Genomic DNA, 13,947 nt, shown 5'->3' with positions numbered 1-13,947 from the left:
CTCTCCATGGGCCTTAATCCGAACTGGTCTCAACGTGATGCGGCGAGCGATTTGTCAAGGGTCTGGCGCACGTCTGATCGCACCTCGATGACGACCGGTCCCTTGGTCGTCATCGCCTCTGCGACCGTCGACGGAGCACTCTCCGCGTCCTCGATGATGAATCCCTTCGCGCCGAAGGCACGCGCCAAGGCAGCGAAGTCGGGATTTGAGAGGTCAGTGCCGTAGGGACGATCTGGAAAGGCTCGCTCCTGGTGCGACCGGATGGTCCCGTAGGACTGGTTATTGGATACGACGATCGTGAGGTTCGCGCCTCTGGCGACGGCCGTCGCAAGCTCATTGCCCGTCATCAGGAAGCCGCCGTCTCCGCAGAAGGCAACCACCTGCCGCTCCGGAAAGCGAAGGCTGGCAGCGAGCCCGGACGGGACCCCACTGCCCATCGCCCCGCAAGCCGAGCCGAGCAGCCGCGCGGTCGGCTCGAGGCTGAAGATGCGATGGACCCATCCGGCGAAATTGCCTGAATCCGTCGTGACGATGCCATCGGGCCTGAAGTGCGCGGCGATCGCCGCCACCGCGTGACCGAAGACGTCCGCCGATGGTACGCCGCACTGAGGCCAACCATGCGTGGCCGTCCGCGCCGCGGCAGCCGCGGAGGACCACTCGGCGCAGGCCCGCGCCGTCGCGGGAGCTGCGAGCATGGCCGACACGAATGCATGCGATCCAGAGACGACCGCGACGTCGGTTCGGACGCGCTTTCCGATCGCATCGGGATCTGGATAGACATGGACCAATGGCTGGCGAGGCTCGGCCTGTCTCGGAAACGCAAAGCCGAGCGAGGACAGATCGCCCAGACGTGTTCCGACAGCAACGACGAGGTCGGCGCGTTCGAGCAGTTTCACATGAGGCTGAGACGTGAAGAACCCGAACTGACCCGCCCACAGCGGGTGAGAGTTCGGGAACTGGTCCTGCATTTTGTTCATAGTGACGACCGGCACGTTCCATTTCTCGGAAAACGCGATCAGATCTTGGCGGAACGATGCCGTCCGGCATTCGCCGCCGACGAGCAGGATCGGCCTCTCCGACGCCGTCAACGCCGCCCTCGCCTGTTCAATGGCCGCAGCACCGGGCTCCGGACGCACAGCTCCGTTGGCTGTGGCCACAATTCCCTCGGCCGGGTCTTCAAGGAGATCTTCCGGCAGTTCGACGGCGACGGGACCTGGCGTTCCCGCATGGGCCACGGCGAACGCACGGGCCATCATCTCCGGAACGAGATCGGCCGAGTTCAGACGCACCGACCACTTCAGCACGCCATCGAAAGATCGGCCACAGTCGATCTCCTGTACCGCGTCCCTTGCGAGGTTCGGACGGTCGACTTGACCGACCAGCATCACCAGCGGAATCGCCTCCTGCGCCGCGACGTGAAGTCCGAGCGCGGCGTTGAAGGCGCCCGGACCACGGCTCGCCATCACGACGCCTGCGCGCCCTGTGAGTTTGGCGTCCGCGACGGCCGCGAGGCTCGCGCTTCCTTCGTGCCGGCAGGTCACCAGATCGAAGTCGTTACGGTCACGCAGCGCGTCCAGCAGCGCCAGAAAGCTTTCTCCCGGTACGCCGAAGGCCCTGTCCACCCCGTGCGCGATGAGACAGTCCGCGACGAGTTCCGCGACGCGATAGGTCATGCGACGCTCCCGTCCTGCCTGATGGTCAGGGGATCACCCAGCACGCGCAGTGGCGCCTCCGTCCGATCTCGCAGCGCCTCGATCGCGAGGCCGTCGAGTAGGGCCCGAACGGTCAGGCCGTCCTCGGCTACGTCGATGATGCAGAGGTTGGTGAAGATGCGGGTCACCACTCCGCGCGCCGTGAGCGGATATCCACATCGCTCCACGATGCGGGAGCGGCCATCCTTGGTGGTGTGGTCCATCATTACCCAGATCGACTTGGCGCCGACCGCCAGATCGATGGCTCCGCCGATGCCGGGCGGAGACCCGTTGTCACCCGTCGTCCAGTTGGCGAGATCACCACTCTTGGACACCTGAAAGGCGCCGAGCACGGCCACGTCGAGATGACCGCCTCGCATCATCGCGAACGAGAGGCTGGAGTCGAAGTAGGAACCGCCGGTCCGGATCGAGATGGGCATCTTCCCTGCATTGATGAGATCCCAGTCCTCTTCGCCCGCCGCCGGCTTCGGACCTACGTTGAGGACGCCGTTCTCGCTGTGAAGGATCACGCCAGACCTCTCCGGCAGGTAGTCGGCGACGTGCGTCGGGGCGCCGATACCGAGATTGACGAATCCTTCCTGCGGCAGATGAAGTGCGACCATGCGCGCCAGCGCATCGCGTGCAAGCGGTGTCATCGGGAGCTCCTTGCGAAAACGCGATCGACGAAGATGCATGGAGTGACTATGGCTTCCGGATCCAAATCGCCGACGTTGACCACGCGGTCGACTTCCACGGCGACCGTCCGGCCGGCGGTCGCCATCACCGCGCAGTGGTTGCGCGCCGTCTTGTTGTAGGTGACGTTGCCGAGCGTGTCGGCGAGATGACCTTTGACGAAAGCGAAATCTGCATGAAGCGGTAGCTCAAGAATAAATTCGCGCCCGTCGACGACGATCTTCTCCTTGCCGTCAGCGAATACCGTCCCGACGCCGACGGGAGAAAGGAAGCCGCCGAGACCGGCGCCGCCCGCCCGGATGCGCTCCACCAACGTGCCCTGCGGAACGAGTTCGAGCTCGACCGTGCCGGCACGATATTGTTCGGCGAACTGCTTGGCGCTGCGCGGATAGGAGCAGACGATCTTGCGAACGATCCTGGCTTCGAACCACAGCGACAGATCGTCCTCCGTGGAGCCGGCGTTGTTCGATATCAGCGTCAGGTCGCGGACGCCCCGGTCGAGCACCGCCTTGACCACTCCGAGCGGAAGCCCCGCTCCGCCGAACCCGCCCATCATGACGGCGTCGCCGTCCTTGATGCCTTCCACGGCCGCCCCCGCGTCTTCGACCACTACGTTGCGCATCGTAAATCCGCCGTCTCTGCTACGGGATTGATTTGAGGTACGTCGTTGACAGGCCACGGCCGACCCGGTCGAGCAGCATCTCGTTGGTGCCGTCGGCGTAGGCCGCCATCCGGACCTCGGCGAAATGCATGTTCAGGCGGTGGGCTGCGCCGGCGCCCGTCGCGCCGACGATCCGGACGCACTGATCGATGCCCCAAAGCGCGGTGTCGACAGCGAACTTCTTGGCTTGCGCAGCGAGGGCGACCGGATTTCCCCCGGTCTGTATCTGCTCGGCGGCGCGGAAGACGAGCGCGTTCGCGGCCTCAAGCCGGACCGACACCTCCGCCAGCTCCCAGCGCAGGCCCTGATGTTCGGTCAGCGGCTTTCCAAAGGCCTGCCGGCCTTCGCAGTAGTCCACCGCCTCGCACAGCGCCGCATACAGAGTCGCGACGCACATGGCGGCCACGTGAACGCGGGCCGCGTTGACCGACGCCATCGATGCCTTGAGCGCGGCGCCCGGCGCTGCGATCAGACACCAATCGGGAATGAAGTGAGCGTCGAAGGCCACTTCGGCCAGACGGAAGGAACGCGCTCCGGGAACGACGATCTCGGTGCGCTTCACCGTCTCGGCTTGGCCGAAGGGCACGTAAAAGCTGGCGATCTCACCCGCCCCCGCAGCGTCTCGGACGCGGGCCAGGACGATCAGACCACCGACCAGCAGGCCGTCGGTCATCCACGCCTTGGTGCCGCTCAGAGCCCAGCCGCCGTTGACTGGAACCGCGGTGGTGGTCAGGGCGGAGACATCGCTGCCACCAGCTGGCTCCGTCATGGCGGTTGTCAGAAGAAGCTCGCCGCGCAACGCGGGCTGCAGCAGACGCTCGATCTGGATCGACGTACCGGTTTGTGATAGGCGCGTCGCTCCGCCTTGATGGTGGTTCAGGCAGAACGCTGCCGCAAACCCGTGGTGCGACATTTCCTGCGCGACGCGGACTTTGCACAGATAAGACGCTTCCAAGCCACCGTGAGCGCGCTTGGCCTGGAGGCCCAGCATGCCGAGAGCGGCCCACTCGGCGATCCACTTCTGCGGGAACGCGTCACCTGACATGTGCGCGGCGAAGACGCTGTCGGAGAAGGCACCGGCGCAGAACGCCCGCGCCTTCGCCACGTGATCACGCTCTTCGGCGGAGAGATGAACGTCGTACTGGTGATAGAATTCCACAGGAGATCCTTCGGCGAGCTACTTCTGAAGAGGCGCCCCAATGTCCTTAGCCCACTTATTCCAGTAGGCCTCTTCCTGTCCGACGTCGGCCGTGAAGGTCTCCACCGTCGAACCAGCGATCGGAGTTGCGCCGATCGTCTCCAACTGCTTCAGGAACTCCGGATCGCCCGAAGCCTTGTCGAGGGCGGCGCCAATCTTGGCGACGACGTCGGCCGGAAGGCCCGGCGGACCCGCGATCCCGAACCATGGGGAGATATCGATAGGCTTGCCGCCCGCCTCTTCGATTGTCGGCAGATCCGGGAAGGCCGGTGACCGCTCGGCCGACGTCACCGCTAGCGCCTTGAGGGTGCCGGCCTTGACCTGCTGGCCGATCGTGGCTTCGGTGAAGAAGCCCACCTGCAGGATGCCCGACATGCAATCGACGATCGGTTGATTGCCGCCCGAATAATTGATGAACGTCATCTTCGTATCATAGGCCATGTCGAACAGCGTGCCGCCGACATGGGACGTCGCCCCGAACGTACCGCCGAAGTTTACTTCTCCAGGGTGCGCCTTCAGATAGGCGACCAGTTCCGGAACGCTGGCCACAGGAAATTTCGGGCTCACGACGAGCAGATTCCGCTGCTTCGCGACCTTGCGAATGTAGGTGAAGCCATTCTGCTGATCGTAGCGCACGGACGCATAGAGTGCCTTGGCGCGAGTATTCGAGGACTCCACCGCGACGAGAAGCGTGTACCCGTCGGGCTTCGCGCGGGAGACGTTTGACGCGGCGATCATTCCGCCGGCACCACCATTGTTCTCGACGATGACGGTCTGGTTCAACTCCTTCGAGAGGAGACGGCCGATGACGCGGCCAATGATGTCAGTCGGGCCTCCAGCCGGGAATCCGACGACCAGCTTGATCGTGGTCGAGGGATAGGCATCGGCCGCATCGGCCGGCTCAGCAATAAAGCCGAGACAAAGAATGGCGGCGCCGGCGGCCATCAACGCTCTTTTTCGCAAAGATCGAAACATGCAGCACCTCCCTCGAAGGACGACCCACCTTCAAGCCAAGGACACTTTGTGTCAAGTGTGAAACCATCGTGACCCGACCCAGAGGCGCACATTGAGCGGGCAAACGCTGCGGAAAAAGCGTGCATCATGCATGCTGCACCACACCTAGGCCAAATGTCGCGCCCGGCAGCCCGACCTTCCAGGGTTGCCAAACCCCATCGTTGTGTTCTAGACGATCGGTCTATAGAGAACACAAAATGGCGAAATCTACAGACAACCACCGCAATGGGCCGGGCCGAAATCAAGTCGGCTATGCGCCGACCCGCGACGTTCTGATCCGTTGCGGAATGGAGGTGATGACCCAACAAGGTTTTGCAGCTACGGGCCTGGACGCGCTGCTGCGCCGCGCCACCGTGCCAAAGGGTTCGTTCTACCACTACTTCGAAAGCAAGGCCGACTACGGCCGCGAAATCATGAAGGCCTACGACTCCTTCTTCCGACACAAGCTGGACCGCGCCCTGGACGACGGAAGGCTTGCGCCGTTGGCGCGCATGCGAGCTTTCGTCGAAGGCGCCAAAGCGGGCATGGCGAAATACAGCTATACGCGCGGCTGCCTCGTCGGAAACCTCAGCCAAGAGGTCGAAGCGCTGCCCGACGATTACAGGTCCGCCTTGGACGAGATCGTCAAAGGATGGCAGCGGAAGGTGGCGCGTTGCCTGGAACGCGCATACGAGGCTGGCGAGATCGGCAGCGCGGACTGCGATGCCCTGGCTGAGTTTTTCTGGATCGGCTGGGAGGGAGCGGTGATGCGGGCGCGCCTCGTCAAGAACGGCCTCCCGCTCGATACCTTCATCGCCGGTTTCGTCGCCGGCCTGCCGCGTCCGGACGAGCCGAAGGCCAGGTCCAGAAGAAAATCGTGAAGAGGAGTTCGAGTTGTTCAAAGCCGTGTTGATCGAGAAGGACGAGCGGGGATATCGCGCCGACGTCGCTGAATTACCGGACAGCCGCCTCCCCGACGGTGAGGTGACGGTCGAAGTCGAGTTCAGCACGCTGAACTACAAGGATGGCCTCGCGATTACCGGCAAGGGCCCGACCGTGAGATCCTTCCCGCTGGTGCCCGGGATCGACTTCGCTGGCGTGGTGTCGTCGAGCTCCGACCCGACCTACACGCCGGGGGACCGCGTAGTTCTCAACGGCTGGGGTGTCGGCGAACAACATTGGGGCGGCCTGGCGCAGCGAGCAAAGGTCAAGGCCGATTGGTTGATCAAGCTGCCGCCCTCGATGCCTTCCCGCCGCGCGATGATCATCGGTACCGCGGGCTATACCGCGATGCTGTCGGTCGTAGCCCTCGAGAAGTATGGCATCCGTCCAGGCGCGGGCGACGTGCTGGTGACCGGGGCCGGCGGAGGCGTCGGCAGCATCGCAATCATGCTTCTCCACAAGCTCGGTTTCCGCGTCGTGGCTTCGACCGGCCGACCGGACGAGGAGCCCTATCTCAAGAGCCTGGGTGCTGCCGAGATCATCGACCGGTCACAATTGTCACAGCCCGGCAAGCCGCTGCAGAAGGAACGATGGATCGCCGCGATCGACTCGGTAGGCAGCCATACGCTCGCCAATGTTTGCGCCGGAATCAAACCGGACGGAGCGGTCGCCGCGTGCGGCATGGCGCAAGGATTGGAATTTCCCGCAAGCGTCGCCCCCTTCATCCTGCGAGGAGTGGCGCTGTTCGGCATCAACAGCGTGACGCGCTCGAAGGCAGAACGCGTCGAAGCCTGGGATCGTCTCGCTTCCTTGCTAACCGAAGCCGATCTGGAGAAGACGGCGGTCGAGATCGGTCTGAATGAGGTCGTCGCCGCGGCTCGCGGCCTGATGAGTGGCCAAGTGCGCGGGCGCACCGTCGTCAACGTCAATAGATGACATCGTCCGAAAAGTAGAGCGATGCGGCCGTGGCGGTCCGCCTCGGGGCAAATCTGAAAGCAATGACCGCTCGTCCAAAAATGGGAGATCCCCAAATATGGCTGCTTCGGAACGAATTGGAACGGATGAACCTGCGTTCGGGTTCTCGACGCGAGCGATCCACCATGGGTATGACCCTGCCCATCACTCTCGCGCGGTATCCCATCCCATTCATATGACGTCGACCTTCGCCTTCGACAGCGTCGCCGAATTAGATGCGGTGGCCGCATTGGGGGGCAAACTGTATGGGCGGGAGTTCAACCCGACGACCGCATTGCTGGAATCCCGCTTGGCGAACTTGGAGGGTGCCGAAGACGCCGTCGTCCTGGCCTCGGGAATGGCCGCGTTCGGTGCCCTGGTACTTTCGCTCCTATCCCAAGATGACGAACTCATCGTCCATCGGACCTTATATTCGAATACGACGACCATGACGGAACAGGGCTTGCCGCGCTTCGGCATAAAGACCATCCCTGTCGATCTCAATGACCCCGCCAATCTGGATACTGTTCTCACATCTCGCAGTAGAGCCATCTACTTTGAGACGCCGGTCAATCCCACAGGAGACGTGCTCGACATCGAAGCCATTGCGCAACGTGCTCGGCGGGCCGGCCTCTTGGTCATCGTCGACGGCACATTTGCATCTCCCGCACTGCAGAGGCCTCTCCAATGGGCGGACATCGTGCTCCACTCCCTTACCAAGTATATCAGCGGGCATGGAGACGTTCTCGGAGGGGCTCTGCTGGGACGGACCGAGTTGATCGACAAAATACGTGATCGCGGCTTGCGCTACATCACCGGTGCCGTCATGTCGCCGATGGTTTCTTCTCTGATTTTGCGCGGGATCAAGACGCTTCCTCTCCGAATGGACCGCCACGGGTCCAACGCACTTGCGATTGCGCGCATGCTCGATGCCCACTCGGCGGTAGAGTGGGTGAATTATCCATTTCTGCCGTCCCATCCGCGGCATGCAATCGCAAAGAGACAAATGTCAGCGGGCTCTGGAATGCTGTCCTTTGGTCTACGCGGGGGTTTTGATGCCGCCCGATGTTTTCTCGACCACCTCAAGCTCATTACGCTTGCCGTCAGTCTTGGAGATGCTGAAACGCTTATCATGCATCCCGCGAGCCTGGTTCATGCCCGGCGCGCCGTTCGTCCTGAAGCGCGCCTGCAAAGGGGAGTCGGAGATGACCTGATTCGCCTCTCGGTTGGTCTGGAAGACGAGGCAGATTTGCTCGGCGACCTTGAGCAGTCCCTGAATCGTCTCTAGGTCGCCGCAACGAACGTAAGTCAAGGAGAGGCCAAAGATGATTGCGTCGCCGCCAGGACTCGAGCCCGCCATGGACTTTGCTCGGATTACTCTAAGCCCTCAGAAAGAGATCGTCCGGAAGTTCTACAAGGAAATGTGGGACAATGGGGATGTTGCTCTGATCCCCGAAATATTTCAGCCTGGCTTCACCTTCCGTGGCTCGCTCGGCCCCGTCCTGGTCGGCTTCGATCAGTTCGCGGACTACGTCCGATGGGTGACAGACTCTCTCGAGAACTATACGTCTGACATCCTTGATCTCTTCGAGGACGGCAACGTGGTCTCGGGCAAGCTGCGCTTCCACGGCATCCATCGAAAGCCGATGTTCGGCCATGCGCCCACCGGACGCCACGTGTGGTGGTACGGTGCGCCGATCTTCACGTTTCGAGGCGACAAGGTGAGCGATCTGTGGGTCTTGGGCGACATCCATGGACTGATCGGTCGTCTCGCGCCGGACGCGACTAGCGAACCGGAATTCACAACAAACAAGTAGCCCATGCTCCATGACCCTTCGCGCCGAGCGGACCACCTCTGGAAACGCAGACAAGCGATGTATACGCCTCCAACCTTCAAGAACGAAGACGTCGAGAGTATCCGCTCAGGGCGGGCGCCTCGTTGTGCGGTAAGACGCGGCGGCCTCACCATTCCCTGCTTTTCCGTAGGGTTTGGCGGAGCCAGCATAGAGGACTTGTAGCAGCGCCTTTTACGGCTACTCTGTGTCCAGCACCCCTCTCGCTTCGCAGCAAAATGTCGATGTCTCCTGTCGCGCGTTTTACGCACGCGATGTACCTCAAAGCTCGGTTAAGATTTCAGCCGCGGCCAAGCCGAAGGTTTGATCAGCGTCTACCGCGCCCTCGGTCCACTGCTTGGGTTTGTCGTTTGGCACCGCCAAGCTCTGGCTCGTCGGGAGAACAGCAAAATCGTTCCGTTCTCGGAACTAAATGCCCGTTAAGTTGAGTTCGGTTCCGCCGAAATGGTGGTTGCAAACGAGACAAAGCTAGGGCAGATTTTTGTCACCGGGGCTGGCTACATATTTCACTTGGTCCTTTTAACCCGGCTTCATTCGACCGTGCGCAGGCCGCAGCGGTTTAAACCTCCCGCTGCGGCCTTCGTATTTGCCATTCGCCCTCCAGCATGAGCCGGCGACCACCACAGATTCCTAAGGTCAATAGCTATGCGCGGCCGCAAAGGCCCCATAGCCGACGATGAGGACGGCTCCGTCGCCAAGGGCCAGCAGCAATAGAAGGGCTGTGACCTTCGAACCGCTTCCTGCCTAGAAGAAGGGGCTGTACGCCAGGGACGTTCTCGCCAACAAGATGCAGATACGTCGCCATTCACCCCCTCGGCCACGGCGTTGCTCGACTAGCCCGCGAAGTAAGAGGGCTCGACTTTGAAGTTTAGCAACTGCTGTTGGTGACGGCCGTATTCCTGACCGTCTGTTTCGGAGTGTCAGCCTGGCGCATCTCGGACGAGAGGGACGTCGAAACCGCCGGTCAAATCCCGCACCAGTCCTTTGGTTTGAAGCCGGCCGCTCAATAGGAACATATCGACATCCAGAGAGGCGGATGCCCATAAACCTCAGACCAATGGATAATGCGGTTGCCTATGCGATCTCGGTATTCATCGTCGCCCTCGGCGTCGGGATCCTTATTGCCGGTATCGGCTCCAGCTCGCCAGCCTTATGGACGTGCCTTGCGGTCGTTCTCATTTCGATTGGTCTCGTGAGTGCCTTTGGGGACTGTTAACGAGCGTCCGGCGCGCGCTGGCCTTGGAACAAAGCTCATTTGGCTCCATTGCAATTCCATGAAATGGCTGATCGGCGTCGTGTTGGCCGTCCTGGTCTGTGTAGGAATCTATGGCGGATCGGCTTTCGTTTCGCTGGTGGGTTTGGTTTCCGCCGTCCGGGGTGACGATATTGCGAAAATCGTGGCTCGGACGGATATGCCCCGCGTCCGCCATTCCATCGTTGACCAGGTGATGACGGCCTACCTGGACCGGCTCGGACAAAAACGCCTGCTGCGACCGATCGAGCGAATAGCCATCAACGCGTTGGTGCAACGATCGCTGATGATCTGGCAGCCAAGCTCATGACGACCGAAAACCTGTCGGTACTTCTGAAAAGCGGAACTGTTCGCAACGCCGCGGAGAACATCACTTTCGGAACGATGTGGTCAGTGGCCGAGTTCGACATCTCGAACATCTTTGCCTTGGCCGGACGGATCACCTTTGTGAAGCCCGTTGAGTTTGCATTGCGGCTTGGGGGAGGCCAGGAGGCAGGCAGCATCAGCATGCATCTTGAAGGGACAACTTGGAAGCTTTCTGGCATCGGGCTGCCACCGAAGGTTCTCACCAACATCGTGGACCGACTCCCGGCGCGATGAGGCTTGCGACGAAGCGCTTTCGGAACCTCGTTCGGGTGGCCGGTCTGCTCGGTGGACCAGTCCTTCAAGGTCTCCGTGGCACCCCGCTTCCATCCGGTCACCCGCTCCGACGGCGTCTGCAGACCCGCCTTAACGGCCGGGATGTCCGTCTCGGCCCATGCGATGCACCGCCGAAAGCCTTTTCTGGCATTCAGGTCGATGCCACCGTGCCGACCTATCTTTAGATCTCATTCCGTTGCGATAAGGAGCGGTCAGCAGCAACTGGAATATGGCTCGAGAAGCCATGTAACGCGCTGCGGACCGGCTTCTCTCCCTTCCGACCAACAGAAGGTTTCCGGATGGACTCGAAACAGACCACCGCCAGCCGCGGCCGCGCCGATCAATCCAAAGATCAAAGAGAGCAAAATCGCCAACTCTCATGGCGCGAGCACCCCGAAATAAGCACCTGGAAATAGACAAGACACATTACAAATCCGACAGCCCAACTTTCGGCTAATATCGGGTTTCCAAGGCGTGACACCATTTGTAAAAAGTAGAAGGTTGAAGCGTTCGTCTACTCGACGATCTTCGGTAGTGATCTATATAGAATGCGACCGCCCGTCCGCATCGCGTATCCGAGATGCATCCAGGCTTGCTCCGAGCTGCTCCACTGAAGGCGTGAATCGAATGTCACCTTCCTCTACGGACAAGATCGCGCTCTTCATCGATGGAGCCAATCTCTACGCGACGGCGAAAACTCTCGGCTTTGACATCGATTACAAGCGCCTGCTGAAGGAGTTTCAGAGCCGCGGGACGCTCACGCGAGCGTTCTATTACACCGCCATCATCGAGGATCAGGAGTACTCCTCGATCCGACCGCTGATCGATTGGCTCGACTACAACGGCTACACCGTGGTCACCAAGGCGACCAAGGAGTTCATCGACGCCTCCGGCCGCCGCAAGGTCAAGGGCAACATGGACATCGAGCTCGCCGTGGATGCCATGGAACTCGCCGAGCACATCGACCAGATGGTGCTGTTCTCGGGTGACGGCGACTTCCGCTCCCTGGTCGAGGCCGTTCAGCGTCGCGGCGTGCGGGTGACCGTGATTTCCACGATCGCCAACCAGCCGCCGATGATCGCCGACGAGCTGCGCCGCCAGGCCGACGTCTTCACCGACCTGGTCGAGCTGCAGTCCAAGCTCGGCCGCGATCCGTCCGAACGCCCCGCTCCACGTGACCGCGAAGCGCGCGGACACCTCCCAAAATTCTTGCAAGAGCCGAAAGGAAACGACCCAAACGATTAGACTGCTAAGGCCGCGCACGCTTCGATCAATTTGGGCAGGTTAATCACGATCGATTTCAGAAGAAAAAACGCCGCCTGCTCAAATAATCGCAGGCGGCGGCTTCCCAGCCCCGGGGGAATGAGCAATCCCGGTGCTAAATCCAGAGCATAAGTCATGCCAACAATTGGCATCGGTCTGACTTTGTAACTCGACCCCCAGGCACCCCTCTTGCTCAGTCGCCCACTAATAAGCAGACCCGCGAAGGCGTTTGTTTTATATTGGAGCGATCACATGCACCCACATTCCCATTTCGATGCAACCGCGTCCCTCCACCTCCACGCTCTCATTTCCGACTTGCATCGACGGGTCCGGATGCTGGGGAGCGATATCCAAGAGGAGGAGCGAAAGGCGGGAAATCCCGACCCGGCCAGCCTCTCCTACCCCACGCTCGCGCTGAACCTTCGAGCTCGGCGCGCCAATCTTCAGGATACGATCGCGACGCTCGAACGCACATCTAAGCGTCACCCGGGTTTCGAGGTGGCGCGGGCGGCCTAAGCCGCACCGGCCGATCTGGTCGCGGAGCCGATCTCAGGATGGTGGACGGGGTTCTATCTGGAACCCGCTCGGTCCCGCCGCCTCCTATCTATAGAGCAGAATTTTGCGACTGGTATCGCAGCAGAGGAAATCGAATCGAAGCCGACCATCCATAAGCGGACCATAAGAATGGCTCGGGGGGCCCCAGCCGGTTCGCGACGGCTCGATCCTGCTTGCATGAAAGGATCGGCATCCGGCATTATGCTTTTGCTGGGCGAAGCGAACCTGCCGTGGCTCTCAAGAACCCCGATGCTATTGCGATAATCGTGACCGCCCTCCGGCTTACTCACGGCGATGAAGCTGCACGAGCCATGCTGGTCGGCGGCATGAGCCTGACCGCCCTGATAGAGGCGATGTTCTCCGCACCGGTGGGGCGACGCGATGCCGTTCACAACATCACAAGCGCCTTGGACGACTTCGCCATTTCGCCGGAACTCGGCCCGGTCTGGCACCTTTGCTACGTCTACGAAAATCATGGCTCGTTTCGCGTCGTCGATATGGAGATCGCGACGCCAACCGGCACGCTATCCAGTAAAGACGTTTGGCTTCGTCTGCCCGACTAGCTATCTCGCCACAATCATTCAATCCAAGTCCATATGACGCTGGCCGCACAATGCGAGTTCGGATCTGTGAAGGGAGGCGTCGTCTGGCGGCGGCGCGGGGCGAAGTATCCTATGCCTTAAGGGGTCGAGTGAAAGCCGATCATCTGGCGCAATAGATCGGCAGTCGAGACACTCTCTCGCCTTGACGACCGATGAAGCAAAACAGTTGCTCCGGTTGTCCCAGTGTTCTGAGATGCCAATCCTGATTGATTGGGCTCCGTCCCGCTCTGAATGATCTCGCACGGATTGCCTGATCCAGAAGCTACTGCCCGCCGGGCACAACGTTGGCGAGACATCAAACTATGCCTCTCACTTTAGGAGTCAGTAGCCTACAGCGCAGTATCGAGCGCCGGGTCGCCTTTGGGCTATGAGCCGATGTTGTAAGTGGGAGAGTGAAGTCATAGTTTGTCTTACTGAAGAAGGCAGCTTGGTCCGAGCGAGCAACGAGCGCCAAAAGCGATTACGAGCGACGCGCCTCCGTGAGGTCCTCATGCGCATGTATCAGGTCGACGCCTTCACAGACCGTCTTTTCACGGGAAACCCCGCGGCTGTCCTAGCATTACAGTTGCTTTTGTTGCGGGCTTCTGAATCCATGGGCAACCATGATTCGAATGTCGTGGGCGCGGGCCGCGTCGGTTGAGGCGACGCTTG

13 protein-coding genes are annotated in these 13,947 nt (G+C 61.1%); 8 read left to right on the top strand and 5 right to left on the bottom strand.

The annotated features are described in order from the left end of the window. Nucleotides 1-29: 29 nt before the first annotated feature. From IVB50_RS26115 to IVB50_RS26095, 5 genes are read right to left on the bottom strand one after another with little or no spacing between them, the layout of a single operon-like run. Nucleotides 30-1,673: a thiamine pyrophosphate-dependent enzyme gene (locus IVB50_RS26115; protein ID WP_247297769.1), complete on the bottom strand. Its 1,644-nt coding sequence runs from the start codon at nucleotides 1,671-1,673 to the stop codon at nucleotides 30-32. After that, nucleotides 1,670-2,347 (bottom strand): 3-oxoacid CoA-transferase subunit B, encoded by a 678-nt coding sequence (locus IVB50_RS26110; protein WP_247297766.1) that lies wholly within the window; start codon nucleotides 2,345-2,347, stop codon nucleotides 1,670-1,672. Before IVB50_RS26110 ends, IVB50_RS26115 begins: the two co-directional genes overlap by 4 nt. Further along, the gene (locus IVB50_RS26105) at nucleotides 2,344-3,006 is read right to left on the bottom strand and encodes a 3-oxoacid CoA-transferase subunit A (protein WP_247297764.1); all 663 of its coding nucleotides are present in this window, start codon (nucleotides 3,004-3,006) and stop codon (nucleotides 2,344-2,346) included. The genes IVB50_RS26110 and IVB50_RS26105 overlap by 4 nt, the downstream gene beginning before the upstream one ends. A gap of 19 nt (nucleotides 3,007-3,025) precedes the next feature. Next, nucleotides 3,026-4,204: an acyl-CoA dehydrogenase family protein gene (locus IVB50_RS42800; protein ID WP_247297762.1), complete on the bottom strand. Its 1,179-nt coding sequence runs from the start codon at nucleotides 4,202-4,204 to the stop codon at nucleotides 3,026-3,028. Nucleotides 4,205-4,222: 18 nt separating this feature from the next. Beyond that, nucleotides 4,223-5,188, bottom strand: coding sequence for a tripartite tricarboxylate transporter substrate binding protein (locus tag IVB50_RS26095; protein WP_247297760.1), 966 nt, complete (start codon nucleotides 5,186-5,188; stop codon nucleotides 4,223-4,225). Nucleotides 5,189-5,454: 266 nt separating this feature from the next. Between IVB50_RS26095 and IVB50_RS26090 the strand changes: the two genes are divergently transcribed. The 8 genes from IVB50_RS26090 to IVB50_RS26050 all read left to right on the top strand — a co-directional run bounded on the left by IVB50_RS26090 (nucleotide 5,455) and on the right by IVB50_RS26050 (nucleotide 13,257). Further along, nucleotides 5,455-6,117 carry a TetR/AcrR family transcriptional regulator gene (locus IVB50_RS26090; protein WP_247297758.1) on the top strand — a complete coding sequence of 221 codons (663 nt, stop codon included), beginning with the start codon at nucleotides 5,455-5,457 and terminating at the stop codon, nucleotides 6,115-6,117. 13 nt (nucleotides 6,118-6,130) lie between these two features. After that, complete coding sequence (locus tag IVB50_RS26085) at nucleotides 6,131-7,114, top strand: MDR family oxidoreductase (protein WP_247297756.1); 984 nt, start codon at nucleotides 6,131-6,133, stop codon at nucleotides 7,112-7,114. 97 nt (nucleotides 7,115-7,211) lie between these two features. Continuing rightward, nucleotides 7,212-8,420 (top strand): aminotransferase class I/II-fold pyridoxal phosphate-dependent enzyme, encoded by a 1,209-nt coding sequence (locus IVB50_RS26080; RefSeq protein ID WP_247297754.1) that lies wholly within the window; start codon nucleotides 7,212-7,214, stop codon nucleotides 8,418-8,420. Between the two features lie 37 nt (nucleotides 8,421-8,457). Then, nucleotides 8,458-8,949, top strand: a complete 492-nt coding sequence (locus tag IVB50_RS26075) for an ester cyclase (RefSeq protein ID WP_247297752.1) — start codon at nucleotides 8,458-8,460, stop codon at nucleotides 8,947-8,949. 1,310 nt (nucleotides 8,950-10,259) lie between these two features. Then, complete coding sequence (locus IVB50_RS26070; protein ID WP_247297749.1) at nucleotides 10,260-10,547, top strand: DUF2939 domain-containing protein; 288 nt, start codon at nucleotides 10,260-10,262, stop codon at nucleotides 10,545-10,547. Further along, nucleotides 10,544-10,837, top strand: a complete 294-nt coding sequence (locus tag IVB50_RS26065) for a hypothetical protein (RefSeq protein WP_247297748.1) — start codon at nucleotides 10,544-10,546, stop codon at nucleotides 10,835-10,837. Before IVB50_RS26070 ends, IVB50_RS26065 begins: the two co-directional genes overlap by 4 nt. Nucleotides 10,838-11,503: 666 nt before the next feature. Further along, nucleotides 11,504-12,121, top strand: a complete 618-nt coding sequence (locus IVB50_RS26060) for an NYN domain-containing protein (protein ID WP_247297746.1) — start codon at nucleotides 11,504-11,506, stop codon at nucleotides 12,119-12,121. A gap of 803 nt (nucleotides 12,122-12,924) precedes the next feature. Beyond that, nucleotides 12,925-13,257: a hypothetical protein gene (locus IVB50_RS26050; RefSeq protein WP_247297742.1), complete on the top strand. Its 333-nt coding sequence runs from the start codon at nucleotides 12,925-12,927 to the stop codon at nucleotides 13,255-13,257. Nucleotides 13,258-13,947: the final 690 nt, after the last annotated feature.

Origin of the sequence: Bradyrhizobium sp. 87, assembly GCF_023073015.1 — a bacterium.
GTDB classification, from domain to species: Bacteria; Pseudomonadota; Alphaproteobacteria; order Rhizobiales; family Xanthobacteraceae; genus Bradyrhizobium; species Bradyrhizobium canariense_D.
This window is presented reverse-complemented; position numbering and strand designations above follow the sequence as displayed.